The following is a 24,894-nucleotide window of genomic DNA, read 5'->3' on the forward strand; positions in this document are numbered from 1 at the left end:
AGTCCGCTCCTGCAGGGGATCATGTCTCAACCGCGCTTGGCGTACAGCTTGGGTTCACCGGGTGGGCGGCTCTTGAAACGCCGATGCGCCCACAGGTATTGCTGCGGACAGTCGCGCAGCACGCCTTCGACCCACTGATTGATGCGAATGCAGTCGGCTTCCTCGGTTTCCCCCGGGAAGCCTTCGAGCGGCGCATGGATCATCAGTCGATAGCCGCTGCCGTCCGCCAGGCGCTCCTGGGTGAACGGCACCACCAGCGCCTTGCCCAGCCGTGCGAACTTGCTGGTGGCCGTCACAGTAGCGGCCTGAATGCCAAACAGCGGCACGAAGATACTTTGCTTGGCGCCGTAGTCCTGGTCCGGTGCATACCAGATCGCGCGTCCGGCCCGCAGCAGCTTGAGCATGCCGCGCACGTCGTCACGCTCCACGGCCAGCGAGTCGAGATTGTGGCGCTCGCGGCCGCGGCGCTGGATGTAATCGAACAGCGGGTTCTTGTGCTCGCGGTACATGCCATCAATGGTGTGCCGCTGGCCGAGCAACGCTGCCCCGATTTCCAGGGTGGTGAAATGCACGGCCATCAGGATCACCCCCTTGCCTTCGCGTTGGGCTTTTTGCAGATGCTCCAGGCCTTCGACATGCGCCAGCTTCGCCAGCCGCTCGCGCGACCACCACCAGCTCATGGCCATTTCAAAGAAGGCGATGCCGGTGGAAGCGAAATTTTCCTTGAGCAGGTGTTTGCGCTCGGCGGCGGATTTTTCCGGAAAACACAATTCGAGATTGCGCTTGGCGATGCGCCGTCTGTCGCCCGCCAGGCGATACATGACGGCGCCCAGGAGCCGACCGATGGACAGCAACGCCGGATAAGGCAGTTGGACAATCAGCCACAATAGCCCCAGACCACACCACAGCGGCCAGAAACGCGGGTAAAGAAATGCTCTTCGAAAACGCGGGCGATCCATTAAAGGTTCCGTCAAGACAATGGCCGCGCATTCTACATCGTTAGACCCGGCTTGCGGCCTGCGGGCGTTCTCGTTATAAGTCTCGGCACTTTTAGTGACAAGTCGTTGTATGCCGACCATGAGCCAAACCGAACCGCTAGACAAAGATCCCGTGTTCCAGTTGAAGGGCAGCATGCTCGCCATTACGGTGCTGGAACTGGCCCGTAACGACCTCGAGAACCTCGATCGACAACTGGCCGCCAAGGTCGCCCAGGCGCCTAACTTCTTCAGCAACGCGCCACTGGTGTTGGCCCTGGACAAACTTCCACCGGGTGAAGGCGCCGTTGATCTGCCGGGCCTGATGCGCGTGTGCCGCCAGCATGGCCTGCGCACCCTGGCGATCCGTGCCAGTCGCATCGAGGACATTGCTGCGGCCATTGCGGTCGACCTGCCGGTGCTGCCACCGTCCGGTGCCCGTGAGCGAGCCCTGGACCCGAATGAAGGCGTTGTCGTGAAAAAACCGGAGAAACCACCGGAGCCGACGATCAAGCCGACCAAAATCATCACCTCCCCCGTGCGCGGCGGCCAGCAGATTTACGCCCAGGGTTGCGACCTGGTGGTGATTTCCTCCGTCAGCCCGGGGGCGGAACTTCTCGCCGATGGCAACATCCATGTATACGGCCCGATGCGCGGTCGCGTGCTGGCCGGGGTCAAAGGCGACACCAAGGCCAGGATTTTCTGTCAGCAGATGAGCGCTGAACTGGTCTCCATTGCAGGCCACTACAAGGTTTCGGAGGACCTGCGACGCGACCCTTTATGGGGTTCAGGCGTTCAGGTCAGCCTGTCGGGCGATGTGTTGAACATCATTCGGCTTTAACGGATACTGCCGCATTTTCCAAGCATCTCTAAAACGTAGCGAAAACGGCTTGAACGAAGTGGGAAAATGGCCAGAAAGCAGTGTTTACCGAAGGTAAGCGCCGTTCAGGGCCGGATTCCAGCCAAGGCTGTCCGACTGCAGTAGTTTTCCAGAGATGTTTTTTCAGGGGCTAAATGTCCTTTTTCCTTAGGGGTGAAACACCTTGGCCAAGATTCTCGTGGTTACATCCGGCAAGGGTGGTGTGGGTAAGACCACCACCAGTGCCGCTATCGGTACCGGCCTCGCACTGCGCGGCCACAAGACAGTTATCGTCGACTTCGACGTAGGCCTGCGTAACCTCGACCTGATCATGGGTTGCGAACGCCGCGTGGTGTACGACTTCGTCAACGTGGTCAACGGCGAAGCCAACCTGCAACAGGCCCTGATCAAAGACAAGCGCCTGGAAAACCTTTACGTACTGGCCGCCAGCCAGACCCGCGACAAAGACGCGCTGACCGTCGAAGGCGTGGAAAAAGTCCTGATGGCGTTGAAGGAAGACTTCGAGTTCGTGGTCTGCGACTCCCCGGCAGGTATCGAGAAGGGCGCTCACCTGGCGATGTACTTCGCTGATGAAGCGATCATCGTGACCAACCCGGAAGTGTCCTCGGTACGTGACTCGGATCGCATGCTGGGCCTGTTGGCCAGCAAGTCGCGCCGCGCTGAAAAGGGCGAGGATCCGATCAAGGAACACCTGCTGCTGACCCGCTACAACCCGCAACGCGTGAATGACGGTGAGATGCTCGGCGTGGAAGACGTCAAGGAAATCCTGTCTGTCACCCTGCTTGGCGTGATTCCGGAATCCCAGGCTGTACTCAAGGCCTCCAACTCGGGTGTGCCCGTGATTCTCGACGACCAGAGCGATGCCGGCCAGGCATACAGCGATGCCGTCGATCGTCTGCTGGGCAAAACCGTGGAGCATCGTTTCCTCGATGTCACGAAGAAGGGATTCTTCGAGCGCCTGTTTGGAGGTAGGTAATGAACATTTTTGACTTCTTTCGAGCCAACAAGAAGCCAAGCACAGCCTCGGTAGCGAAAGAGCGTCTACAGATCATCGTGGCGCATGAACGCGGCCAACGCAGTACACCGGACTACCTGCCAGCCTTGCAGAAGGAACTGGTGGAGGTGATCCGCAAGTACGTCAATATCGGGTCCGATGACGTGCATGTCGCTCTGGAAAACCAGGGCAGCTGCTCGATTCTGGAACTCAATATCACCCTGCCTGATCGCTGAGTCGATCCGGCTGGAGCCACGGCGGCTCAGGCCCTTCGGGACCGTGTAGGAGCTGCCGCAGGCTGCGATCTCTTGATCTTGTTTTTAAAGGCAAAATCAAAAGATCGCAGCCTGCGGCAGCTCCTACGGGGACAATGAAGGGCGTGAGTCGCCGTTGGCGTTTGTTACGAGGCTGTTTTAATGCCGCTGTCCAACATCCAGATCATCCACCAGGACGCCGGCGTCCTGGTGGTGAACAAACCGACCTTGCTGCTCTCCGTCCCTGGCCGGGCCGATGACAACAAGGACTGCCTGATCACCCGCCTGCAGGAAAATGGCTACCCTGAGGCGCGCATCGTCCACCGGCTGGATTGGGAGACGTCCGGCATCATCCTGCTGGCGCGTGACCCGGATACTCATCGCGAGTTGTCCCGGCAGTTTCACGACCGCGAAACGGAGAAAGCCTACACCGCCCTGTGCTGGGGCCAGCCGGAACTGGACAGTGGCAGCATTGACTTGCCCCTGCGCTACGACCCGCCGACCAAACCCCGCCACGTGGTGGATCACGAATTTGGCAAGCACGCGCTGACATTTTGGCGAGTGCTGGAGCGTTGCGGTGACTGGTGCCGGGTCGAACTGACGCCCATCACTGGCCGCTCCCATCAACTGCGCGTGCATATGCTGTCCATTGGTCATCCACTGCTGGGCGACGGGCTCTATGCCCACGAACAGGCACTGGCCGCCTGGCCAAGGCTGTGCCTGCACGCCAGCATGCTGAGCTTCACCCATCCGCAATCCGGCGAACGCCTGCGCTTCGAGTGTCCCGCACCGTTCTAGGCTACTGCCTTCCCCCGCCAATCGCGGACAAGCCTTGCTCCCACAGTTGGCCAGTTCATAGCTTGTGCGAACCACACAAACCTGTGGGAGCGAGGCTTGCCCGCGATGGCGGTGCGTCAGTCGACATCTATGCCGGCTGGCAATCCGTATTCGCGAGCAAGCCCGCTCCCACAGGGATCGGCTCGATAGGCACATTAGCCGCCCAATACGTTAAACTGGCGCCACTGCTGTCTGGAGCTTTTTATGCGCGAAGAGTTGAACCAAGGCCTGATCGACTTTCTCAAGGCCTCCCCTACCCCCTTTCATGCCACTGCCAGCCTTGTACAGCGCCTGGAAGCGGCGGGCTACCAGCGTCTTGACGAGCGCGAGTCCTGGAACACCGAAGCGAACGGTCGCTACTACGTCACCCGCAATGACTCTTCAATTGTCGCGATCAAGATGGGCCGCCACTCCCCACTCAACAGCGGCATCCGCCTGGTGGGCGCCCACACCGACAGCCCGTGCCTGCGGGTCAAGCCGCAGCCGGAGTTGCAGCGCCAGGGTTTCTGGCAGCTGGGCGTGGAAGTCTACGGCGGCGCCTTGCTGGCACCCTGGTTCGACCGCGACCTGTCGCTGGCCGGCCGGGTCACTTTCCGCCGCGACGGCAAGGTCGAAAGCCAGCTGATCGATTTCAAGCTTCCGATTGCCATCATTCCCAACCTGGCCATTCACCTCAATCGTGAAGCCAACATGGGCTGGGCGATCAATGCCCAAACCGAACTGCCGCCGATCCTCGCGCAGTTTGCCGGCGACGAGCGCGTGGATTTTCGTGCTGTGCTCACCAACCAGCTGGCCCTGGAACATGGTTTGAATGCCGACGTGGTGCTCGACTACGAGCTGAGCTTCTACGACACCCAGGCCGCTGCGATCATCGGCCTGCATGGCGACTTCATTGCCGGTGCGCGCCTGGACAACCTGCTGTCGTGTTATGCCGGCTTGCAGGCATTGCTCACCGCCGAGACCGATGAAACCTGCGTGCTGGTGGCCAACGACCACGAAGAAGTCGGCTCCTGCTCGGCCTGCGGTGCCGACGGCCCAATGCTTGAGCAAACCTTGCGCCGCTTGCTGCCGGAGGGTGACGAGTTTGTCCGCACCATCCAGAAATCCCTGCTGGTATCGGCCGACAACGCCCATGGCGTGCACCCCAACTACGCCGACAAGCACGATGCCAACCACGGCCCGAAACTCAACGCCGGCCCCGTCATCAAGGTCAACAGCAACCAGCGCTACGCCACCAATAGCGAAACCGCCGGGTTCTTCCGTCACTTGTGCATGGCTGAAGAAGTGCCGGTGCAAAGCTTCGTGGTGCGTAGCGACATGGGCTGCGGCTCGACCATCGGCCCGATCACCGCCAGCCACCTGGGCGTGCGCACGGTCGACATCGGCTTGCCGACGTTCGCCATGCACTCGATCCGCGAGTTGTGCGGCAGCCATGACCTGGCGCACCTTGTGAAAGTACTGAGCGCGTTCTACGCCAGTCACGAATTGCCATGACACCCGTGTAGGAGCCTGGCTTGCCGGCGATGGCGGTTTCAATGACTCCATCGCCGGCAAGCCGGGCTCCCAAGGCCTGTGCTCGACCCACCAAACCCGCCTAGAATTCAAGTAATCCCTTTCGACAAGGCCGTCGCCATGATCACCATGCAATCCTTCCACGCCATGCTGATCCCGATCCTCACCGGGATGATCCTGCTGGCCATCGGATTCAATTTCCGCGACAAGAATGCCGGCGTGTTCGCAATGTGGATTGGCATGCTGACGATCCTTGGCACCGTGGTGTTCAAGATCCTCGCCAAACTCAACGAATAAATACTCGCCCCGACTCGCATTGATTTTGGCGGGCTCGTACACTCGGGCAATCTGATCTCCCAAGGTTGACCGCCTAGTGTTTGTTCGTCTTTTTGCCCTGCCGTATTTCCTCTTCGTCTGCCTCATGACGCTGTTACCGCTGGCGTCTGCCGAGGCGGTCGGCCTGCCCGGGCTGCTCAATGGCTCGGAGAAACCCCAGCCGGAGGCGCAAGCGCCTCTCGGGCAGTCCCTGGACGATGTCATCAAGTCGCTGGAAAACGACCAGCAGCGCAGCAAACTGCTGGCCGACCTGAAAAAACTCCGCGATGCCACCAAGCAAGTCCAGCCAGCCGCCGAACAAGGTGTGCTTGGTTTGATCGGCGGCACGCTGGCCAGTTTCGAGAAACAGTTTTCCGGGGAGGACAGCCCGATTACCCGCTGGTCCCAAGAGTACGACCTGGCCAAGGACGAGCTGCAAGCGCTGATTCTGCCGGCCAACGAATGGCTGCCGATCATCTTCGCCTTCGCCATGATCCTGATGGTCTGGAGCCTGCTTGCTGCCGTGCTGATCTGGCTCGGCCACCGCGTGCGCATGCGCTTCGGCCTGACCGAAGAGCTGCCCCAACACCCCAAGGCCCTGGATATGTTGCGCTTCGCCCTGCGCAAACTCGGGCCCTGGTTGATCGCCCTGGTCATGACCGTGTACATGACCTACGCCCTGCCCTCGTCACTGGGCAAAAGCCTGGCCATGGTCCTTGCCTATGCGCTGGTGGTGGGCACCTGTTTCTCGGCTATCTGCGTGATCGCCTTTTCCGTTCTGGACGGCCCGCACCGGCACCGCGCCTTGTTCATCTTGCGGCACCAGGCCTTCCGGCCACTGTGGCTGATCGGCAGTTTTGCCGCGTTTGGTGAGGCACTGAGCGACCCGCGCCTGGTGGAAAGTCTTGGCAGCCACCTGGCGCACACCGCCGCGACCATAGCCAATGTCCTGGCAGCGCTGTCCACGGGACTGTTCATCTTGCGTTTCCGCCGCCCGATCGCCCACCTGATCCGCAACCAGCCACTGTCGCGCCGCCTGACCCGCCGCGCACTCAGCGACAGCATCGATATCCTGGGCACCTTCTGGTATGTACCGGCGCTGGTGCTGGTAGCGATCTCGCTGTTTGCCACGTTCGTATCCGCCGGTGATACCAGCACCGCACTGCGCCAGTCGCTGATCTGCACCGTGCTGCTGGTGTTGTGCATGGTGATCAACGGCCTGGTGCGGCGTCACTCGCTCAGGCCGCAACGCGGGGTGAAGCGCCATGCACTGTATTCGGATCGTCTGAAAAGCTTCTTCTACACCCTGGCCCACCTGGTGGTCTGGCTGGCGTTCATCGAATTGGGCCTGCGCGTCTGGGGCATGTCGTTGATAGCCTTCACCGAGGGTGAAGGCCATGAAATCAGCGTCAAGCTGTTAAGCGTGGCCGGCACGCTGATGTTCGCCTGGCTGATCTGGATTCTCAGCGACACCGCGGTGCACCACGCCCTGACCCGCTCGCGCAAAGGCCTGGCCAACGCCCGGGCGCAGACGATGATGCCGCTGATTCGCAACGTGCTGTTCGTGGCCATTTTCATCATCGCGCTGATCGTCGCCCTGGCCAACATGGGCATGAACGTCACGCCGCTGCTGGCGGGTGCCGGCGTAATCGGCCTGGCCATCGGTTTTGGCGCGCAGTCCCTGGTCGCCGACCTGATCACCGGCCTGTTCATCATCATTGAAGACTCACTGGCCATTGATGACTACGTGGACGTCGGCGGGCACCTGGGGACCGTCGAAGGCCTCACGATCCGCACGGTACGCCTGCGGGACATCGACGGTATCGTGCACACCATCCCGTTCAGCGAAATCAAAAGCATCAAGAACTACTCCCGGGAGTTCGGCTACGCGATTTTCCGGGTGGCGGTGCCGTCCAGCATGGACATCGACGAAGCGATCAAGCTGATGCGTGATGTCGGCCAGAAAATGCGCACCGACCCGCTGCAGCGGCGCAACATCTGGTCTCCGCTGGAGATCCAGGGCGTCGAGAGTTTCGAGTCAGGCAACGCGATCCTGCGCGCCCGATTCAAGACGGCACCGATCAAGCAGTGGGAAGTGTCGCGGGCGTTCAACCTGTCGCTCAAACGCCATCTGGATGAGGCAGGAATGGATCTGGCAACGCCGCGCATGAGTGTGCAGGTGGTAACGGCGGGCGGCGGACCGATAGCGCAAACAACCTCGAAACCTGACTAACCTAACCCGTAGGAGCTGCCGCAGGCTGCGATCTTTTGATCTTCAATTGCCCAAGATCAAGATCAAAAGATCGCAGCCTGCGACAGCTCCTACAGTGGGTTCGAGCAGCGGCAGCAGCAGCAGCAGCAGCGGCAGCAACAGCGGCAGCAGCGGCGGCGGCAGCGGCAGCAACAGCAGCGGCGGCGGCGGCAGCGGCGGCAGCAGCGGCAGCGGCAGCAGCGGCGGCAGCGGCAGCAGCGGCGGCGGCAGCGGCAGCGGCGGCGGCGGCGGCGGGTACGTTTTCAAAGGCAAAAAAAATCCCCGAACCAGTCGGGGATTTTTTATGTTCGATCAATCAACCCGAGGGCCGATCAATCTTCGCGATAGCGACGCAGCTTCAACTGCTTGCCAGCAACGCGAGTGTCCTTCAGCTTGGTCAGGAGCTTTTCCAGACCATCTTCCGGCAGCTCGACGAGGCTGAAGCTGTCACGCACCTGGATGCGACCGATGGCTTCGCGGGCCAGGCCGCCTTCGTTCAGGATGGCGCCCAGCAGGTTCTTGGCAGCGATACCATCACGCGCACCCAGCGCGGTACGGCAACGAGCACGACCTTCAGCCAATGGAACCGGAGCGCGACGCTCACGATCACCACGGTCCGGACGATCACCGGTACGCTCTGGACGATCGCCACGCGGTGCATTGTTCGGCACCAGTGGACGTTCTTTCTCGATCGCGGCCAGGGTCAACGCCTGGGCGTTGGTTGCCTTGCGCAACAGGGCAGCGGCCAGGGCACGCGGAGTGCAACCGATGTCGGCGGTCAGGCGATCCAGCAGATCACCGTGGGTCGATTCGGCGTCAGCCACCAGTGGCGACAGGCTGTTGGTCAGTTTCTTGATGCGAGCATCGAGAACAGCTTGTGCGTCCGGCAGGCGAACTTCGGCAACCTTTTGACCGGTTACACGCTCGATCACTTGCAGCATGCGGCGCTCACGTGGAGTCACCAGCAACAGCGCACGACCTTCGCGACCGGCACGGCCAGTACGGCCGATACGGTGAACGTAGGACTCTGGATCGTACGGCATGTCAACGTTGAACACGTGAGTGATGCGCGGAACGTCCAGGCCACGAGCGGCAACGTCGGTCGCCACAACGATGTCCAGACGGCCATCCTTGAGGGAGTCGATCACGCGCTCACGCTGGTTCTGGGCAATGTCACCGTTCAGCGCAGCGGCTTTGTAGCCTTTGGCTTCCAGGGCGCTGGCCAGGTCCAGGGTCGCTTGCTTGGTGCGTACGAACATGATCAGGGCGTCGAAATCTTCAACTTCCAGCAGGCTCAATACAGCCGAGGTCTTCTGGTCAGCGTGAACCAACAGGTGAGCCTGTTCGATCGCGGTAACGGTCTGAGTCTTGGTCTGGATCTTCACGTGTTGCGGATCGCGCAGATGGCGTTCGGCAATGGCACGGATCGACTGCGGCAAGGTTGCCGAGAACAATACGGTCTGGCGGGTTGCAGGCAGGGACTTGAAGATGACTTCGAGGTCGTCCATGAAACCCAGTTTGAGCATTTCGTCAGCTTCGTCGAGAACCAGGTGGTTCACGGTCGACAGGACTTTTTCGTCGCGACGCAGGTGGTCGCACAGACGGCCCGGGGTGGCGACAACGATTTGTGCGCCGTTACGGATTGCTTTCAGTTGTGGGCCCATAGGCGCGCCGCCGTAAACGGCCACAACGGTAACGCCCGGCATTTGCTTGGCGTAGGTTTCGAAAGCGGTTGCTACTTGCAGCGCCAACTCACGGGTTGGCGCCAGGATCAGGGCTTGCGGCTCGCGCTTGGCAGGATCGATGCAATGCAGAATAGGCAGGGCGAACGCAGCGGTTTTACCCGTACCGGTTTGCGCCTGGCCAATCATGTCCTGGCCGGCCATGATGATTGGGATCGATTGCTGCTGAATAGCCGAAGGTTCTTCGTAGCCAGTCGCAATGACGGCTGCAAGGATATTCGGATTAAGATTAAAAGCGGCGAAGCCGCCGGTTTCCTGGGTCATGGGTCTGCCTCTAAGTGCATCCGCAAAGACCCATGCTCCAAAGCTGCGCATGCCGTGTAAGACTCAAGAGTCGCCCTGGCTGCTTTGTCGGCGGGGATTTGCGAAAACGAATGAATGAAAAAGATTCGTCAAGGGAGAGTCCGCTGTGCGGACGTGCAGCCGAAGCTGACTTCGGGGAATTGCGCTACCTAAACGCGGCCTGGTTAAAGGCCGGCGCGCACTATACCGGAATTCGGGCAAAAAGGGAGCATTATTTGTCGGAAAACTGACGTATACGCCGTTGTGTCACAGGCTTTGCGCAGAATCCAACCAGGGTCTACTTTTCAAAGGCCCGGCCCTGCTGGAGATGGCGCTAAAACGGTTCACCCTGCTGAGCCGCCACCTTTGCCCTGCGCCCGGCAACCGCCCCCTTCCCGCCCGAGGAATTGCCCCATGAATCAGCCCTGCTCCAGTCGACTCAGCCGCGAACGGCGCGGTCATGTGCTGTTGATCGGTTTGGACCGGGTGGCCAAGCGCAATGCGTTCGACCTCGACCTGCTGAATGAACTGAGCCTGGCCTATGGCGAGTTCGAAGCCGACCGCGAAGCGCGGGTGGCGGTAGTGTTTGGCCACGGCGAGCATTTTACCGCCGGGCTCGACCTGGTCAGCGCCAGTGCCAGCCTGGCCGAAGGCTGGCAGGTGCCCCCCGGTGGCTGCGATCCATGGGGAATCCAGGCCGGCCCTCGGGTGAGCAAGCCGGTGATCGTCGCCGCCCAGGGATACTGCCTGACCATTGGCATCGAATTGATGCTGGCCGCTGATATCAACCTGTGCGCCAGCAATACCCGCTTCGCCCAGAAAGAAGTGCAACGCGGGATTTTCCCGTTCGGCGGCGCCACCTTGCGCCTGCATCAGGTTGCCGGCTGGGGCAATGCAATGCGCTGGTTACTTACCGGGGATGAGTTCGATGCCCATGAGGCGCTGCACCTGGGCCTGGTCCAGGAAGTCATGGCCAGTGAGGATTTGCTGCCACGGGCACTGGAGTTGGCTGAACGGATCGCCCGTCAGGCGCCGCTTGGGGTGCAGGCGACCCTGATGTCGGCCCGGCAGGCGCGCTATGAAGGAGAAACGGCGGCAGCGCTGGGGCTGGCGCCGCTGGCGAAGAAGCTGCTGGGCAGTGAGGATGCCAGGGAGGGAGTGCGGTCGATGATCGAGAAGCGACCTGGCGTGTTTAAGGGGCTTTGAGGGATGTATTGACTGTGGGGCCCTCATCGCGGGCAAGCCCGCTCCCACAATGATTGCGTCGTATACGAAACCTGTGGGAGCGGGCTTGCCCGCGATGAGGGCCTCACAGACGCCGACTCATGTTGCCGGGCGAATAGCCTTGATCAGCGACTGCAACGAATACCCCAATCGCGGCGCCAGCCCTTCGGCCCGGGCCACCAGGGCGTCCATGTCGAGCTCCTGATCCAGCTCTGACGGCACCAGCAAAATCACATTGCCCTCTTTCACCGGCAACTCCCAGTAATGGCGGTGATACAGCCCGCGCAACAGCGCAGCGCCCAGCGGCTTGCCATCGTCGGTCGCCCACTGATTGATCACCAGCCATCCGCCCGGATTCAGGCGCTTTTGACAGTTCTCCAGGAAACTCCAGGCCAGGTGGCCGACCCCAGGCCCGACATCGGTATACAGGTCGACGAAAATCAGGTCTGCAGGCTCCGCAGTGTCCAGCAACTCCAGCGCGTCGCCGACCCTGATATACAGGCGCGGATCATCATCCAGCCCCAGGTATTCAATGGCCAGGCGCGGCACGTCGGGCCGCAGCTCGATGGCTTCGACGTCTTCCAGCGGCAGGAATTTCAGGCAGGCCTGGGTCAGCGTACCGGCGCCCAGCCCCAGGAACAATGCACTTTCCGGCTGCTCGTGGCACAACGCACCGATCAGCATCGCGCGGGTGTAATCGTATTCGAGCCAGCTCGGGTCGGCGGTGAACACGCAACTCTGTTCGATGGCGTCACCGAACTCGAGAAATCGGTAGTCCGCCACTTCCAGCACGCGTATCACGCCGAACTCATCCTGTACCTCGGCGAGCAGATGCTCGACGCGCTCCTCGGTCATTTCGTCTCCTGGTCGTCTCGGGCCTGCAGCTTGGGGAAACAGCTGCAGTCAACCGCTGATGCGGCTGCAAAGGCGCGATTGTCAGCGATGCAACGGGAGCAGGTCACGCACTAATTGCTGATAACATGAGGGTCCGAGCGTAAAACTACCGAGACCGTGATGAGCCAACCCTGGAGCCCTGACAGCTGGCGCGCCCTGCCGATCCAGCAACAACCCGCCTACCCAGACGCAGCACATTTGCTGCAGGTCGAGCAAACCCTGGCCAGCTATCCGCCGCTGGTGTTTGCCGGTGAAGCCCGGGAGTTGCGTCGCCAGTTCGCCGAAGTGACACAGGGTCGGGCGTTTCTGTTGCAGGGCGGCGATTGCGCTGAAAGTTTTGCCGAATTCTCCGCAGCAAAAATTCGCGACACCTTCAAGGTGCTGCTGCAAATGGCCATCGTCATGACCTTTGCTGCCGGCTGCCCGGTGGTCAAGGTCGGTCGCATGGCCGGGCAGTTCGCCAAACCCCGTTCGGCCAATGACGAAACCATCGACGGCGTCACCTTGCCGGCCTACCGTGGCGATATCGTCAACGGCATCGGCTTCGATGAAAAAAGCCGCGTGCCGGATCCGGAACGCCTGCTGCAGTCCTACCACCAGTCCACCGCCACCCTCAACCTGCTGCGCGCGTTTGCCCAGGGTGGTTTTGCCGACCTGCATCAGGTGCACAAGTGGAACCTGGACTTCATCGCCAACTCGGCACTGGCTGAGAAATACAGCCACCTGGCCGATCGCATCGATGAAACCCTGGCCTTCATGCGCGCCTGCGGCATGGACAGCTCGCCACAGCTGCGCGAGACCAGTTTCTTCACTGCGCACGAGGCCTTGCTGCTCAATTACGAAGAAGCTTTTGTTCGCCGTGACAGCCTGACCAACGATTACTATGACTGTTCAGCGCACATGCTGTGGATTGGCGACCGCACTCGCCAGCTGGACGGCGCTCACGTCGAGTTTCTGCGTGGCGTGAACAATCCGATTGGGGTCAAGGTCGGCCCGAGCATGAACCCCGACGACCTGATCCGCCTGATTGATGTGCTCAACCCGGACAACGACCCTGGCCGGCTGAACCTGATCGCCCGAATGGGCGCCAACAAGGTCGGTGACCACCTGCCCGCCCTCATCCGCGCTGTGCAGCGCGAGGGCAAGCAGGTGCTGTGGAGTTCCGACCCGATGCACGGCAACACCATCAAGGCCAGCAGCGGCTACAAGACCCGCGACTTTGCGCAGATCCTGGGCGAAGTGAAGCAATTCTTCCAGGTTCACCAGGCCGAAGGCAGTTATGCCGGCGGGATTCATATCGAGATGACAGGACAGAACGTGACCGAATGCATCGGCGGCGCGCGGCCGATTACCGAGGACGGGTTGTCAGACCGCTACCACACCCATTGTGACCCGCGGATGAATGCAGATCAGTCGCTGGAATTGGCGTTCTTGATTGCCGAGACGTTGAAGCAAGTCCGGCGGTAAACCACTTTGAAACAATCGCGAGCGGGCTAGCTTCCACATTTTGACGGCGTTGTTCTGCCAAACGCGGTCAACTGTGGGAGCGAGCCTGCTCGCGATGAGGCCAGCTCAGGCACCCTCAATCCCAGCCAATGCCACTCTTAATCTGGCCGCACTCACCCGCTGGCAATTCAACTGCACCTGCGCCAGCCCCAGCCAATCGGCCATCCGCCGCAAATTCACCGCCAACGCCAGCATCCCCTCATCGTCCAGCCCCGGCTCTTCCTCGTGCACGGCATGCACCGCCAAGCGGCCGTGCGCGCGCTCCGCGCGCAAATCTACCCGCGCCGATATTCGTTCGTTGTGCAAAAACGGCAGCACGTAATAGCCATAGACCCGTTTATCCCGGGGCGTATAAATCTCCAGCCGATAGCGAAAATCAAACAACCGCTCGGTACGGCCGCGCTCCCAGATCAGTGAATCGAAGGGCGACAGCAAGGCGCTGGCCTCGACCTTGCGTGGCACTTTCGGCTCGGGCAGGCAAAAGGCCGGTTGCCGCCAACCCTGGACCTCACAGGACAGCAATGCGCCCGCCTCCAGCAGTTCCGCCAGGCGCGAACGCGCATCGCCCGGATTCAGGCGAAAGTAGTCACGCAGGTCCTTTTCCGTCGCGATGCCCAAGGCATTGGCCGCATCCAGCAACAGGCCACGCTGGGCCTCATCTTCCGAGAGCATCGGCTGCTGGAGGATGACCGCGGGAAGCACCCGCTCCGGCAAGTCATACAACCGCTCGAATCCACGTCGTCCGGCAACAGTCACTTCACCGGCGGCAAACAACCATTCCAGCGCGTGTTTTTCCGCGCTCCAGTCCCACCATGGCCCGGCTCTTTCCTGGCGAGTCGACAGGCTGCCTGCGCCCAACGCCCCGAGTTCCTGAACCGAGCCAAGGACGCGGCGGATGATGTCCTGGTGCTCACGACCGAAACGCGCCAGTTGCTGATAAATATCTTCGCCCCGGCCTGCCCGCGCCATCCGCCAGCGCATCAAGGGGAACATCGACAAGGGCAGCAGGGACGCTTCATGCCCCCAGTATTCAAACAGCGTGCGCTGCCGCCCCTGACTCCAGGCCGCCTGATCAAGCAAGGCGGATGAATAACAGCCCAGGCGCGAAAACAGGGGAAGGTAGTGCGAGCGCACCAGTGCATTGACCGAATCGATCTGCAGGATACCCAGACGTTCGATCAAACGATTGACCTGGATTGATTTGACCAGCGCTGGCGGCTGGCGCCCACCGAACCCCTGGGAGCTCAACGCCAGGCGCCTGGCCTGCAGCAAGGAAAAATACGAGGAGGTAGACATTCAAAGGCTCATGCAGAGGTCTGTGTCCACCTTAGCGGCCCACGCATGAAACGCCAATGGCGTGACCTCATCGCCTTTTCAGCAGGTGCCCGCCCGGCTCCAGCGAACGAATACGACCGCCTGCTGCCGCCCATGAAAAACCCCATGACCCGGGCTTGCGCCACGCGTGATGGGGTTGTGACCAGGCATGTGCCATCGGTGTTTCCAGCCTTATTTGCCGCCGCCCAATGGGTCTTGCCAGAAGTGACGCTCCGCTTCCTGCGCCACGTCCGCGCGACTCAGGCCGATGTCCTTCAAGGACTCATCGCTCATGCCCGCCAACATTTCCCGTTCGCGGTGCAGTTCATACCAGCGGGTCAGCTTGTGCAGCAGATCCGAGACGACGTGAATGGAGTGTTTTTCTACTGCGCTGACATCCTGTTGACCTTTCATCTTGTTGCCCTCCGTTTGGGATGGCTCAAGTGTCGCGCCGGGGCTAAGATCAATCCAACGAATGTTTCTTATGCAATACATCTCGGAGATTGATGTATGTCTGCCTACCCCAGTATCGACACTGAAGTGCTGCGCACCTTCGTCGCCATCGCTGACCAAGGTGGCTTCACTCGCGCAGGCGAACTGGTCAACCGCACCCAGTCTGCGGTCAGCATGCAGATGAAGCGGCTTGAAGAGGACGTGCTGCAGCGCCAGTTGTTTCAACGTGACGGGCGCCAGGTGCGGCTGACAGCCGAGGGCCAGGTACTGCTTGGTTATGCCAGGCGCATCCTCAAGCTGCACAGCGAAGTATTCAATACCCTGCGCGAGCCGCATATGGTCGGCATGGTCCGGATCGGTACGCCGGACGACTACGTGATGCGTTTTCTACCCGGGATTCTGCGGCGTTTTGCGCAGTCCTATCCGCTGACCCAGATTGAGGTGCATTGCGAGTCATCAAAACAATTGTTGCTGCGCCAGGACCTTGACCTGTCCATCGTCACCCGCGAACCCGGCAACGAGATCGGCCAACTGCTGCGCAAAGAACGATTTGTCTGGGCCGAAGCGCAATGTTTCAGCGCCCACGAGCAGGCGCCTTTGCCGCTGGCGATGTTCAACAGCGATTGTTTCTGCCGCCTGTGGGCGTGCAATGCACTGGATGCCATGGGGCGTGATTATCGGGTGGCGTATAACAGTTCCAGCTTGTCGGCGATCATGGCGGTGGTCAGCGCCGGCCTTGCAGTCACTGCGCAACTGGAAAGCCTGATCACCCCCGATATGCGAATCCTGGGTGAGGCCGAGGGTCTGCCGGTGTTGCCCGAGGCCAGCATCATGCTGGTGCGCAACTTGCACAACCCCTCGCCTATCACTGAGTGCCTGGCGGAACACATCGTCGATGGTTTCAAACTTTAAAGGCGAGCATCACCGCGCACATCACCAGAAAGCCGCAAAACAGCCCGCGCAGCAGGCGCTCCGGCATCGCGTGGGCGATTTTAACGCCCCAGCTGATGCTCAGCAGGCCGCCGATGGCCAATGGCACGCCGATCATCCAGTCGACTTGATGGTGCACGGCGTAGGTCACCAGTGTCACCCCGGTGCTGGGCAGCGCCAGGGCCAGGGACAACCCTTGGGCAACGACCTGAGTGGTGCCGAACAGGCTGGTCAACACCGGTGTTGCCACCACTGCCCCGCCAACGCCGAATAGACCCCCCATGGTCCCGGACGCGGCGCCGAGCACGCCCAGCCATGGCCATGAATAGCGCATTTGCGCCGTTGCCGGCGGGTTGGTGGTGAACATTCGCACAAGGTTGTACGCAGACAAGGCCACCAGAAATGCAACGAATCCGGCGCGCATGGATTGCGCATCAATGCCCACCGCCCAGATCGAGCCGATCCAGGCAAAACTGAAGCCCATCACGGCCAGCGGCAACGCGTGGCGCAATTCGATGCGATTGCGCTGGTGATAACGCCACAAGGCGAGCATTACGTTCGGCACCACCATGACCAGCGCCGTGCCTTGGGCTATTTGCTGGTCGAGCCCGAAAAAAACACCCAGCAATGGGATAGCGATCAATCCGCCGCCAATGCCAAATAATCCGCCCAGGGTGCCCAAGGCTGCGCCGAACACCAGATACACCAAGAACTCAATCACAGTTACATTCCTATCCAAATCATGGGCCCATGCTACGCATTCGGGATTGGCAGTGAAACGCATAGCAACGCACAATGGCTGTGCCAACTTCGCACAAGCGCATCGCCATGAACCCCAATCAGTTAACCGAGCAGCTTGCGCTGTTCCTCGACGTACTGGAAACCGGCAGTTTTTCTGCCGCTTCGCGTCGTTATCCGCTGACACCCTCCGCTGTCGCCCGGCGTATCGACAGCCTGGAAAACGCCGTGGGCAGCCAGCTGTTCATCCGCAGCACCCACGCGGTGCGGGCGACACCGGCAGGCCTGGCGTTTGCCGAGCGCGCGCGGCGGATCGTCGCCGAACTGCGCCTGGCCCGAGCCGAGGCGGTTTCCCTGAGCAGTGCACCGGAAGGCCTGATTCGTATCGACGCGCCTGCCGCGTTCGGGCGCCGACACCTGGCGCCAGTGATTGCCGACTTCCTGATGCTCTACCCTGGCCTCGATGTGCAACTGCACCTGATCGACAGTTTCGTCGACATGCAGGGCCTTAACCTGGGCAAGGTCGACCTCGTGCTGCGCGCCGGACAAATGGCCGACACCCGCCTGGTCGCCACACCTCTGGCGCGGATGGTTCGAATTGCGTGCGCGAGCCCAGCCTACCTGAAGCTCCGTGGCGTGCCGGCGGAACCGGCGCAGTTGATCGAGCATGATGGCCTGGACTGGGACGGCCTGGCGCCGCCCTTCGCCTGGCGCTTTGAACAGCACGGACAGATGCAACTGCACCGCCCGGCGCGCATCCGCATGAGCGCCAACAATGCCGAAGCACTGGTGTGCGGTGCGTTGGCCGGGCTGGGCATTGCCCATCTACCCACCTGGCTTGCCAGCGAATACCTGCTGCGCGGCGAACTGCAACCGTTGTTTTGTGACAACGGACTGCCGCCGCCGGAAAGCACCGGGATCTACGCGTTGCGCCTGCAGCAGCAACCCAACCCACGCAGTCGCCTGCTGCTTGAGTACCTGAAGACCCGTTTCAGCCCGATCCCGCCCTGGGACCTGGTGCTGCAAAACACCCTGGGTCGGCACTGACCGCGAATTATCTGGCGCATTAAAGATTCGCCCACTAGATTGATGACGATGACTGATCAAGGCTTTGAAATGACCGACAAGCGCAACACTCCGGATAACTGTGACCACCTGCTGCTGGACAATCAGGTGTGTTTCGCCCTGCACTCCACGTCACTGATGATGACCAAAGTCTACAAACCGCTCCTGCAGGCGTTGGGCCTCACCTATCCGCAGTACCTGGCGATGCTGGTGTTGTGGGAGCGCGACGGCTTGACCGTAAGTGAAATCAGCGCCCGTCTGTTGACCGATCCCGGGTCATTGACGCCGCTGCTCAAGCGCCTCGAAGTCGAGGGCTTGCTCAGTCGTACCCGCAGCCGTGAGGATGAGCGGGTAGTGATTGTCGAGTTGACCGGGCCAGGCCGCGCATTGCGGGACAAGGCCCGCGATATTCCACAGTGCATCCTGGGGGCGAGTGGCCAGACCTTACAGCAGTTGCAGAAGCTGCAGGCCGAGTTGCAAGCGCTGCGTAGTCATCTGCAGGACAGCCTCTGAAGGTGAGAGCGAACGCCTCTGAAGGTGAAGCCCATTGCGGGAGCAAAGCTTGCCCGCGATAGCGGTATAACATCCAACATTGATGTCGACGGGTACTGCGCTATCAGGCGCTTGAAAGTTTATCTTGCGCGCAAACTATTAGCGCGATACATTCATCTCGCACTTACTTGGCGCGCAAACATTTAGCGCGAAACATATCTGATCTGGCGAGGCCTAAATCATGCAAACGCTCTACACCGCAATCGCAACTTCCACTGGCGGCCGTGATGGTCGTGCGATTTCCAGCGACAACGTCCTCGACGTCAAGCTCGCCACGCCTAAAGAGCTGGGCGGTGCGGGTGGCGCAGCAACCAACCCCGAGCAGCTGTTCGCGGCCGGCTACTCCGCCTGCTTCATCGGCGCACTGAAATTCGTTGCCAGCCAGACCAAGCGCAGCATCCCCAACGATGCCTCGATTACTGCCCATGTCGGCATCGGTCAGATCCCCGGCGGTTTTGGCCTGGACATCGACCTGCACATCAGTCTGCCGGGTCTTGAACAAGCCGACGCGCAATCGCTGGTAGAGGCGGCTCACCAGGTGTGCCCTTACTCGAACGCCACCCGCGGCAACGTTGAAGTGCGCTTGCACGTCACGGTTTAAAAGCAAAAGATCGCAGCCTCGTTTCACTCGACAGCGCCTACAGGAAGAACCAGGAAGAACGTGATTCCCTTGTAGGAGCTGTCGAGTGAAACGAGGCTGCGATCCTGTGATTTTGCAGGCACAAAAAAGCCCGACTCAATGGTCGGGCTTTTTCATTCCTGAAGCTGTGCTTATTTAGCACGGCCTTTGTAGGAACCGCCTTCGCGGGTGTCGATCTCGATGCGGTCACCGATTTCGATGAAGTCAGCCACTTGCAGCTCGGTACCGTTGCTCAGCTTGGCAGGCTTCATCACCTTGCCGGAAGTGTCGCCACGAGCCGAACCTTCGGTGTAGTCAACTACGCGCACGATAGTGGTCGGCAGCTCTACGGAAACCAGACGCTCTTCGAAGAAGATCGCTTCGCAAACATCGGTCATGCCTTCTTCAACGAAAGGCAGAACGGCTTCGATGTCTTCAGCGTTCAGCTCGTACATGGTGTAGTCGGTGGTGTCCATGAACGTGTAGGTGTCGCCGCTGATGAAGGACAGGGTCGCTTCTTTGCGGTCGAGGATTACGTCGTCCAGTTTGTCGTCGGCGCTGTAAACGATCTCGGTCTTGTAACCGGTCAGCAGGTTTTTCAGCTTGGTCTTCATGATCGCGCTGTTACGACCGGATTTGGTGAATTCAGCTTTCTGAACCAGCCAAGGATCGTTTTCGAGACGGATCACGGTACCGGGTTTCAGTTCTTTACCAGTTTTCATTGCGAATATCCGAATTTGGATGGGATTTACAAAAATCTAGGCCGCGTATCATATCCAATTTACATAAAACTGTACCAGCGCCGCGGCAAGATCATCTTGCAAGGCCTGTTCCAGACACCACGCCTCGGCGTGTTGCTGCAGTTCTGGCGAGTGTTTACGGGTGGCCAGCCAGTGATCGCTCATTGTTACACCGGCATTCCAGGCTCGCCATAGACCGCTGATCGCCTCGCTGGCCGGCCGCGTCAGGCCCTTGGTGTACAGCGTGAGGAAGGCTTCGAGCTTGTCCAGGTGAATATCTTCGTCCTGTCGATAGATGTGCCACAGCAGCGGGCGCCCGGCCCATTGGGCACGCACGAACGAGTCCTCGCCGCGCACCGCATTAAAATCGCAGCTCCACAGCAACAGGTCGTATTGATCCTGTCGGACGAATGGCAGCACCTGCACGGTCAAACCGTCGCGAACGTGCACGTCCCCCGCCGCGAGCCCCTCGACCCCAAGCCAGCGCTCGACGTCGCCGAGGATCCGCCCTTCCGGCACCAGCATGTGCGAAGGCGTGGAATCGCTCGCCAGGCAATCAAGCCAGCTGGCCAACCCGGCATTCTCATAGGCGAACAGCGAAATCAACTGGCTGCCAGGGGCGCGATCGACGCCCAGGCCCTGGAGGAATTCGCGCTGCGCTGAAGCATCCTGCTGGAACTTGCGCCGTCGCTCGAGCAAGCCACGCTCGCGCAGCAAGCCGCCCGTGTCCTGGCGGAAACCGGGGAAGAAAAAGTACTTCTGCACGTGTCGGTATTTGACCGACGGCAAGCCGTGACAACCCACCACCCAGTCTTCGGCACTCAGGTAATCCAGGTTCAGCCACAGCGGTGGTTGTGCCCGCGCGGCCATGGCGTCCATATAGGGCGCCGGCAATTGGCAGGCAAATGCGGCGATGACCACATCAGCGGCATCAACCGGCAGCCATTCCGCCGGCCATTGCCGCACCTCGACGCCCTGCTGCCATTGCTGCGCCAGCTGAATGTCGATCTCCGGGCACAGCCGCTCGAAGGCGCGCAGGTCGTCGACCCATAGGCGCACTTGCACCGAGTGCTCGGCCACCAGTTGCCGGGCCAGCCGCCAGGTCACCCCGATGTCGCCAAAATTGTCGACCACGGTACAGAAAATATCCCAGCGGGGGTTCGTTTGAGGCATTCCAGGCTCCCGTTGGCAAAGGTAGCGATTGTCCGCATAAATTACCCCGCGCAGAAGAGCCGACGGCGATTAATCTTCATGCGACAATCGCCCTTCGCTTGCAACCACCCGCCAGGAGGCCGCCATGCCCTACCGCCCCAACCCGCGCCGCCCACTTGCCGTACGACTCAATGTGCTGCAACTGAGTGCCAGCATCGCCCTGGGCCTGTGGCTTGGATTCATGGCGATCGCCCTGACTTGCTGGCTCGCCTCACGCCTGTTGTTCAGCGAGCAGTTGGCGCCCGTGGCCACGGCGGTGGAGCAACTGGCCAGGCCGCCCGTTCCGGCGCAGGTGCAACCACGACCTGACATTGCGCCGCAGAGTCCATTGTTCGAACAATACGAAGAAAACCTGCGCAAGAACGAGCAGCAGCAGCGACTGGATCAGGCCCGGGGCAGCAGCCGCAACCTGGCCAACCCGAAGTGCCAGTTCTGGCTGCAACAGGACCAGAACGCACCGAGTGAAAAGAGTCGCGCCAACGTCCAGCAATTTTGCGATTGATGAAGCCAGCCATGCACAAGAAGACCGTCCACCAACTCATACTCGACAAGCTGCGCATTGATCTCGACATCGCCGAGCGCGCGGCGCAGACCGCCTATGAGACCGCGACTCACGAAGAGAACATCGCCGAGAACAAGTACGACACCCTGGGCCTGGAAGCGTCCTACCTGGCAGCCGGCCAGGCCAGGCGCGTGGAGGAGATCAGGCAGTCACTGACCCTTTGCCAGAACCTGGCCCTGCGCCCCTACGACGAGCAACGCGGCATCGAAGTCGGTGCGCTGCTGGGGCTGGAAGACGAAAAGGGTCGCGAACAATGGCTGTTCCTCGCACCCGACGCGGCGGGGTTGAAGATCGATATGGTGGGGCAGATCATCACCGTCATCACCCCCCGCTCGCCCCTGGGCAAAAGCCTGCTGGGCAAGTTCGAAGGGGACGAGGTAGACATTCTGGTGGCGGGAACCCGGCAACAGTTTGCTGTTACCGAGGTGATCTAGACCGGGATCAATGCACCGGCAATTCGACTCCGTCGAACAGCTCTTCGAGCTCCTGCTTGTTATGGCACTGGATGGCCTTGGCCATGACTTCGCGCGTCAGGTGCGGCGCGAATTTCTCGATGAAGTCGCACATGAAACCGCGCAGGAAAGTACCGCGACGGAAGCCGATCTTGGTAATGCTGGACTCGAACAAATCGCTGGCATCGAGCATCACCAGGTCACTGTCGAGCTTGGCGTCAACGGCCATCTTCGCCACGATGCCCACGCCCAGGCCAAGCCGCACGTAGGTCTTGATCACGTCAGCATCGGCGGCGGTGAACACCACTTTGGGTGTCAGGCCACGGTGACTGAAGGCCTCGTCGAGCTTGGAGCGACCGGTGAAACCGAACACATAAGTTACGATCGGGTATTCGGCCAGCGCTTCGAGGGTCAGCTTCGACAGCTTGGTCAACGGATGGCCCTGGGGCACTACAACGCAGCGATTCCAGCGGTAGCATGGCATCATTACCAGGTCGCCGAAAAGCTCCAGCGCTTCCGTGGCAATGGCAAAATCCACTGTGCCGTCGGCGGCCATTTCGGCGATCTGCATCGGCGAACCCTGGTGCATGTGCAGGGCCACATCGGGGTATTGCTTGATGAAGTTGCTGATCACCGGCGGCAGTGCGTAGCGCGCCTGGGTGTGGGTGGTGGCGATCGACAGGGTGCCCTTTTTCTCGTTGGAGAATTCCTGGGCGATCTGCTTGATGCTTTCGACCTTGCGCAGGATCTCGCCGGCGGTGGTGATGATGCGCTCGCCTGCAGGGGTGACGCGGGTCAGGTGCTTGCCGCTGCGGGCGAAGACCTCGACGCCCAATTCGTCCTCCAGCAGTCGAATCTGCTTACTGATGCCCGGTTGCGAGGTGTAAAGGCTTTGGGCTGTAGCTGAAACGTTGAGGTCGTGGTGCGCCACTTCCCAGATGTAGCGCAATTGTTGAAGCTTCATATGAATCCCTCAAAGCAGGTAGACGCCACGGGCATCAGCGACGGTATATAACTATATTAATGGTTTGAAGAATAAATCTAGAACTTTTTATCAGTTCGCCACGATTCGTGTTCTAGCGATCTCCCAGGCGCCGACGCTCAACCAGCGGTACCAGGTAGACCGGCACCCTCGCCAGTTGCAACACCCGCGCAGCGGTGCGGCCCAAGGGTGTTTCCGCGCCGGCCCCGTGGCTGTGACTACCTACGATCAGCAAATCCACAGAGAGTTTCTGCGCCTGGTCAAGAATCACCTGTGAGGGATCTCCCTGGATCACCCGCACCGCCTGGATGCGCGCCAGGTCCTGGTCCCCCTCCTCACCCAGCTCCTCGCGGAAGCTGTCGAGCACCCGCTGCTCGATGTTGGCAATCACCGTATTCAGGCCCTGGCTGTGAAAATCGTTCAACGCCTGCTCATCAAGGTAGCTCTGCAGTACCGACTCGGCGAACAGCCCCATCGGCTCCACCGCATGCACCACATACAACTGCGCATCAAATGTCCGGGCCAGCGCCAGGGCATGCTGCATCACCAACGGTGCGTAAAGGCCGAGGTCAGTGGCATACAGCATCGAACGAATCATATGACCTCCTCTTGTGCCAACATGGCGGAGATGGGTTGAGCTTAGCAGTGCCTTGGCGAGTACGGCGGCCGGTGTAACGCATTGAACGGCGGGCTTAAACCTTTTGCTCGTTGCTTATGCCATGGGGCACATGGCCGGTCGCAACCACTTCACGGGCCAACTCGCAGTGCCCGGCCTGATCGTCGAAAAATACATCGGCAGCGAACGCTTCGAGAAAAGCCGACTTGGTCAGGCCGCCAAGGAACAGCGACTCATCGAGACGGATATCCCATTCGCGCAATGTGCGGATCACCCGTTCATGGGCCGGCGCCGAACGTGCCGTCACCAGGGCGGTGCGGATCGGACAGGCGTCGTCTGGAAATTCACGCTGCAACAAATTAAGTGCCGCGAGGAAGCCCTTGAACGGTCCACCCCGCAACGGTTGCCGGGCCGACTCCCGCTCGCTGGCCTGAAAGGCTTCCAGGCCACCGGCCTGGTAAACCCGCTCGGATTCATCGGAAAACAGCACCGCGTCACCGTCGAAGGCAATCCGCAATTCTTCGCTGGCCGCCCGGCTGGCACCACCGGACAGGATGGTCGCCGCAGCGAAACCGGCGTCCAGGGCACTGCGCACGTCTTCGGCATGGGTCGACAGGAACAGGTCACAGCCGAAGGCCTTGAGGTAGGGGTACGGACTGCGCCCGCCGACAAATGCTGCGCGCGAGATCGCCAGGCCGTAGTGGTGGATGGAGTTGAACACCCGCAGCCCGGTGTCGGCACTGTTGCGTGACACCAGGATCACCTCGACCCGGGCACGGCCCAGGCTGTTGTTGAGGTTGAGCAGTTTCTGCACCAAGGGAAATGCATCGCCCGGTTCGAGGATTTCGTCCTCGTGCTCGATCTGATATTGGCGGTAGGCCTCAACGCCACTGGACAGGTACACCTTGTGGCTTTCGCTCAGGTCGAACAGCGCTCGCGAGGAAATCGCCAGCACCAGCTTGTCATCGATAGTCTTTGCCATACCTTCCCTCAC

Annotated in this window: 27 protein-coding genes; 15 read left to right on the top strand and 12 right to left on the bottom strand. The window is 60.7% G+C overall.

Going from position 1 to position 24,894, the window contains the following annotated elements; all coding sequences use genetic code 11:
- Positions 1–26 precede the first annotated feature (26 nt).
- Positions 27–959 (bottom strand): lipid A biosynthesis lauroyl acyltransferase, encoded by a 933-nt coding sequence (locus AAEZ05_RS15075; protein ID WP_350599745.1) that lies wholly within the window; start codon positions 957–959, stop codon positions 27–29.
- A gap of 118 nt (positions 960–1,077) precedes the next feature.
- Here AAEZ05_RS15075 and minC point away from each other — a divergent pair, with 118 nt between their 5' ends.
- The 7 genes from minC (at position 1,078) to AAEZ05_RS15110 (ending at position 7,999) form a co-directional block, all read left to right on the top strand.
- Positions 1,078–1,815 (top strand): septum site-determining protein MinC, encoded by a 738-nt coding sequence (gene minC, locus AAEZ05_RS15080; protein ID WP_045060241.1) that lies wholly within the window; start codon positions 1,078–1,080, stop codon positions 1,813–1,815.
- A gap of 202 nt (positions 1,816–2,017) precedes the next feature.
- On the top strand, positions 2,018–2,830 hold the full coding sequence (minD, locus tag AAEZ05_RS15085; protein WP_045060222.1) for a septum site-determining protein MinD: 813 nt from the start codon (positions 2,018–2,020) through the stop codon (positions 2,828–2,830).
- Positions 2,830–3,084 (top strand): cell division topological specificity factor MinE, encoded by a 255-nt coding sequence (gene minE / locus AAEZ05_RS15090; protein ID WP_007944431.1) that lies wholly within the window; start codon positions 2,830–2,832, stop codon positions 3,082–3,084. Before minD ends, minE begins: the two co-directional genes overlap by 1 nt.
- 180 nt (positions 3,085–3,264) lie before the next feature.
- Positions 3,265–3,900: an RluA family pseudouridine synthase gene (locus AAEZ05_RS15095; protein WP_205892376.1), complete on the top strand. Its 636-nt coding sequence runs from the start codon at positions 3,265–3,267 to the stop codon at positions 3,898–3,900.
- A 243-nt stretch (positions 3,901–4,143) separates the two neighbouring features.
- Positions 4,144–5,433 (top strand): M18 family aminopeptidase, encoded by a 1,290-nt coding sequence (locus AAEZ05_RS15100; RefSeq protein ID WP_045060220.1) that lies wholly within the window; start codon positions 4,144–4,146, stop codon positions 5,431–5,433.
- Positions 5,434–5,571: 138 nt separating this feature from the next.
- Positions 5,572–5,748: a hypothetical protein gene (locus tag AAEZ05_RS15105; RefSeq protein WP_163019418.1), complete on the top strand. Its 177-nt coding sequence runs from the start codon at positions 5,572–5,574 to the stop codon at positions 5,746–5,748.
- Between the two features lie 76 nt (positions 5,749–5,824).
- Positions 5,825–7,999, top strand: coding sequence for a mechanosensitive ion channel domain-containing protein (locus tag AAEZ05_RS15110; RefSeq protein WP_350599746.1), 2,175 nt, complete (start codon positions 5,825–5,827; stop codon positions 7,997–7,999).
- 42 nt (positions 8,000–8,041) lie between these two features.
- Here the strand turns inward: AAEZ05_RS15110 and AAEZ05_RS15115 are convergent, their stop codons facing one another.
- Entirely contained in the window at positions 8,042–8,284 is a 243-nt protein-coding gene (locus tag AAEZ05_RS15115; RefSeq protein ID WP_350647887.1) for a hypothetical protein, read from the bottom strand.
- Positions 8,285–8,349: 65 nt separating this feature from the next.
- On the bottom strand, positions 8,350–10,023 hold the full coding sequence (locus AAEZ05_RS15120; RefSeq protein ID WP_045060217.1) for a DEAD/DEAH box helicase: 1,674 nt from the start codon (positions 10,021–10,023) through the stop codon (positions 8,350–8,352).
- Positions 10,024–10,455: 432 nt separating this feature from the next.
- Between AAEZ05_RS15120 and AAEZ05_RS15125 the strand changes: the two genes are divergently transcribed.
- Entirely contained in the window at positions 10,456–11,247 is a 792-nt protein-coding gene (locus AAEZ05_RS15125; protein ID WP_350647889.1) for a crotonase/enoyl-CoA hydratase family protein, read from the top strand.
- A 117-nt stretch (positions 11,248–11,364) separates the two neighbouring features.
- Here AAEZ05_RS15125 and AAEZ05_RS15130 read toward each other — a convergent pair whose 3' ends face one another.
- Positions 11,365–12,120: a spermidine synthase gene (locus tag AAEZ05_RS15130; RefSeq protein ID WP_045060215.1), complete on the bottom strand. Its 756-nt coding sequence runs from the start codon at positions 12,118–12,120 to the stop codon at positions 11,365–11,367.
- A gap of 159 nt (positions 12,121–12,279) precedes the next feature.
- Here AAEZ05_RS15130 and AAEZ05_RS15135 point away from each other — a divergent pair, with 159 nt between their 5' ends.
- Entirely contained in the window at positions 12,280–13,626 is a 1,347-nt protein-coding gene (locus AAEZ05_RS15135; protein WP_045060214.1) for a class II 3-deoxy-7-phosphoheptulonate synthase, read from the top strand.
- A gap of 105 nt (positions 13,627–13,731) precedes the next feature.
- Here AAEZ05_RS15135 and AAEZ05_RS15140 read toward each other — a convergent pair whose 3' ends face one another.
- Together AAEZ05_RS15140 and AAEZ05_RS15145 are read right to left on the bottom strand one after the other, a co-directional pair.
- Positions 13,732–14,961 (bottom strand): winged helix-turn-helix domain-containing protein, encoded by a 1,230-nt coding sequence (locus tag AAEZ05_RS15140; protein ID WP_350647891.1) that lies wholly within the window; start codon positions 14,959–14,961, stop codon positions 13,732–13,734.
- Between the two features lie 210 nt (positions 14,962–15,171).
- Positions 15,172–15,393, bottom strand: coding sequence for a DUF1127 domain-containing protein (locus AAEZ05_RS15145; RefSeq protein WP_350647893.1), 222 nt, complete (start codon positions 15,391–15,393; stop codon positions 15,172–15,174).
- Positions 15,394–15,489: 96 nt separating this feature from the next.
- Here AAEZ05_RS15145 and AAEZ05_RS15150 point away from each other — a divergent pair, with 96 nt between their 5' ends.
- Positions 15,490–16,344 carry a LysR family transcriptional regulator gene (locus tag AAEZ05_RS15150; RefSeq protein ID WP_350647895.1) on the top strand — a complete coding sequence of 285 codons (855 nt, stop codon included), beginning with the start codon at positions 15,490–15,492 and terminating at the stop codon, positions 16,342–16,344.
- Here the strand turns inward: AAEZ05_RS15150 and AAEZ05_RS15155 are convergent.
- Entirely contained in the window at positions 16,334–17,083 is a 750-nt protein-coding gene (locus tag AAEZ05_RS15155) for a sulfite exporter TauE/SafE family protein (RefSeq protein ID WP_045060210.1), read from the bottom strand. The two genes, AAEZ05_RS15150 and AAEZ05_RS15155, sit on opposite strands and share 11 nt — an antisense overlap.
- A gap of 107 nt (positions 17,084–17,190) precedes the next feature.
- On the opposite strand from AAEZ05_RS15155, the gene AAEZ05_RS15160 reads away from it, so the two are divergent.
- From AAEZ05_RS15160 to AAEZ05_RS15170, 3 genes are all read left to right on the top strand, one after another.
- Positions 17,191–18,147: a LysR family transcriptional regulator gene (locus AAEZ05_RS15160; RefSeq protein ID WP_045060240.1), complete on the top strand. Its 957-nt coding sequence runs from the start codon at positions 17,191–17,193 to the stop codon at positions 18,145–18,147.
- A gap of 69 nt (positions 18,148–18,216) precedes the next feature.
- Positions 18,217–18,678 carry a MarR family winged helix-turn-helix transcriptional regulator gene (locus AAEZ05_RS15165; RefSeq protein ID WP_045060239.1) on the top strand — a complete coding sequence of 154 codons (462 nt, stop codon included), beginning with the start codon at positions 18,217–18,219 and terminating at the stop codon, positions 18,676–18,678.
- A 220-nt stretch (positions 18,679–18,898) separates the two neighbouring features.
- A complete protein-coding gene (locus tag AAEZ05_RS15170; protein WP_350599752.1) occupies positions 18,899–19,318 on the top strand; it encodes an organic hydroperoxide resistance protein in 420 nt (139 codons plus the stop codon).
- A 170-nt stretch (positions 19,319–19,488) separates the two neighbouring features.
- On the opposite strand, the gene AAEZ05_RS15175 is transcribed toward AAEZ05_RS15170, so the two are convergent.
- Positions 19,489–20,058: an elongation factor P gene (locus AAEZ05_RS15175; protein ID WP_032626910.1), complete on the bottom strand. Its 570-nt coding sequence runs from the start codon at positions 20,056–20,058 to the stop codon at positions 19,489–19,491.
- Positions 20,059–20,106: 48 nt separating this feature from the next.
- Entirely contained in the window at positions 20,107–21,249 is a 1,143-nt protein-coding gene (earP, locus tag AAEZ05_RS15180; protein ID WP_045060208.1) for an elongation factor P maturation arginine rhamnosyltransferase EarP, read from the bottom strand.
- A 124-nt stretch (positions 21,250–21,373) separates the two neighbouring features.
- On the opposite strand from earP, the gene AAEZ05_RS15185 reads away from it, so the two are divergent.
- Positions 21,374–21,790, top strand: a complete 417-nt coding sequence (locus AAEZ05_RS15185; RefSeq protein WP_205892949.1) for a hypothetical protein — start codon at positions 21,374–21,376, stop codon at positions 21,788–21,790.
- An 11-nt stretch (positions 21,791–21,801) separates the two neighbouring features.
- A complete protein-coding gene (locus AAEZ05_RS15190) occupies positions 21,802–22,284 on the top strand; it encodes a GreA/GreB family elongation factor (RefSeq protein ID WP_045060238.1) in 483 nt (160 codons plus the stop codon).
- Between the two features lie 7 nt (positions 22,285–22,291).
- Here AAEZ05_RS15190 and cysB read toward each other — a convergent pair whose 3' ends face one another.
- From cysB to AAEZ05_RS15205, 3 genes are all read right to left on the bottom strand, one after another.
- Entirely contained in the window at positions 22,292–23,266 is a 975-nt protein-coding gene (gene cysB, locus AAEZ05_RS15195) for an HTH-type transcriptional regulator CysB (protein ID WP_008148549.1), read from the bottom strand.
- A gap of 112 nt (positions 23,267–23,378) precedes the next feature.
- Complete coding sequence (locus tag AAEZ05_RS15200) at positions 23,379–23,882, bottom strand: universal stress protein (RefSeq protein WP_045060206.1); 504 nt, start codon at positions 23,880–23,882, stop codon at positions 23,379–23,381.
- A 94-nt stretch (positions 23,883–23,976) separates the two neighbouring features.
- Entirely contained in the window at positions 23,977–24,882 is a 906-nt protein-coding gene (locus tag AAEZ05_RS15205) for a 5'-nucleotidase (RefSeq protein ID WP_205892948.1), read from the bottom strand.
- Between the last annotated feature and the right edge of the window lie 12 nt (positions 24,883–24,894).

Source organism: Pseudomonas sp. HY13-MNA-CIBAN-0226 (assembly GCF_040310305.1).
GTDB lineage: Bacteria > Pseudomonadota > Gammaproteobacteria > Pseudomonadales > Pseudomonadaceae > Aquipseudomonas > Aquipseudomonas gregormendelii.

Coding starts and splice junctions, on each gene's coding strand:
- AAEZ05_RS15075 (WP_350599745.1), bottom strand. CDS start 959: ATGGATCGCCCGCGTTTTCGAAGAGCATTTCTTTACCCGCGTTTCTGG.
- minC (WP_045060241.1), top strand. CDS start 1,078: ATGAGCCAAACCGAACCGCTAGACAAAGATCCCGTGTTCCAGTTGAAG.
- minE (WP_007944431.1), top strand. CDS start 2,830: ATGAACATTTTTGACTTCTTTCGAGCCAACAAGAAGCCAAGCACAGCC.
- AAEZ05_RS15095 (WP_205892376.1), top strand. CDS start 3,265: ATGCCGCTGTCCAACATCCAGATCATCCACCAGGACGCCGGCGTCCTG.
- AAEZ05_RS15100 (WP_045060220.1), top strand. CDS start 4,144: ATGCGCGAAGAGTTGAACCAAGGCCTGATCGACTTTCTCAAGGCCTCC.
- AAEZ05_RS15105 (WP_163019418.1), top strand. CDS start 5,572: ATGATCACCATGCAATCCTTCCACGCCATGCTGATCCCGATCCTCACC.
- AAEZ05_RS15120 (WP_045060217.1), bottom strand. CDS start 10,023: ATGACCCAGGAAACCGGCGGCTTCGCCGCTTTTAATCTTAATCCGAAT.
- AAEZ05_RS15125 (WP_350647889.1), top strand. CDS start 10,456: ATGAATCAGCCCTGCTCCAGTCGACTCAGCCGCGAACGGCGCGGTCAT.
- AAEZ05_RS15130 (WP_045060215.1), bottom strand. CDS start 12,120: ATGACCGAGGAGCGCGTCGAGCATCTGCTCGCCGAGGTACAGGATGAG.
- AAEZ05_RS15135 (WP_045060214.1), top strand. CDS start 12,280: ATGAGCCAACCCTGGAGCCCTGACAGCTGGCGCGCCCTGCCGATCCAG.
- AAEZ05_RS15140 (WP_350647891.1), bottom strand. CDS start 14,961: ATGTCTACCTCCTCGTATTTTTCCTTGCTGCAGGCCAGGCGCCTGGCG.
- AAEZ05_RS15145 (WP_350647893.1), bottom strand. CDS start 15,393: ATGAAAGGTCAACAGGATGTCAGCGCAGTAGAAAAACACTCCATTCAC.
- AAEZ05_RS15150 (WP_350647895.1), top strand. CDS start 15,490: ATGTCTGCCTACCCCAGTATCGACACTGAAGTGCTGCGCACCTTCGTC.
- AAEZ05_RS15160 (WP_045060240.1), top strand. CDS start 17,191: ATGAACCCCAATCAGTTAACCGAGCAGCTTGCGCTGTTCCTCGACGTA.
- AAEZ05_RS15165 (WP_045060239.1), top strand. CDS start 18,217: ATGACCGACAAGCGCAACACTCCGGATAACTGTGACCACCTGCTGCTG.
- AAEZ05_RS15170 (WP_350599752.1), top strand. CDS start 18,899: ATGCAAACGCTCTACACCGCAATCGCAACTTCCACTGGCGGCCGTGAT.
- AAEZ05_RS15175 (WP_032626910.1), bottom strand. CDS start 20,058: ATGAAAACTGGTAAAGAACTGAAACCCGGTACCGTGATCCGTCTCGAA.
- earP (WP_045060208.1), bottom strand. CDS start 21,249: ATGCCTCAAACGAACCCCCGCTGGGATATTTTCTGTACCGTGGTCGAC.
- AAEZ05_RS15185 (WP_205892949.1), top strand. CDS start 21,374: ATGCCCTACCGCCCCAACCCGCGCCGCCCACTTGCCGTACGACTCAAT.
- AAEZ05_RS15190 (WP_045060238.1), top strand. CDS start 21,802: ATGCACAAGAAGACCGTCCACCAACTCATACTCGACAAGCTGCGCATT.
- cysB (WP_008148549.1), bottom strand. CDS start 23,266: ATGAAGCTTCAACAATTGCGCTACATCTGGGAAGTGGCGCACCACGAC.
- AAEZ05_RS15200 (WP_045060206.1), bottom strand. CDS start 23,882: ATGATTCGTTCGATGCTGTATGCCACTGACCTCGGCCTTTACGCACCG.
- AAEZ05_RS15205 (WP_205892948.1), bottom strand. CDS start 24,882: ATGGCAAAGACTATCGATGACAAGCTGGTGCTGGCGATTTCCTCGCGA.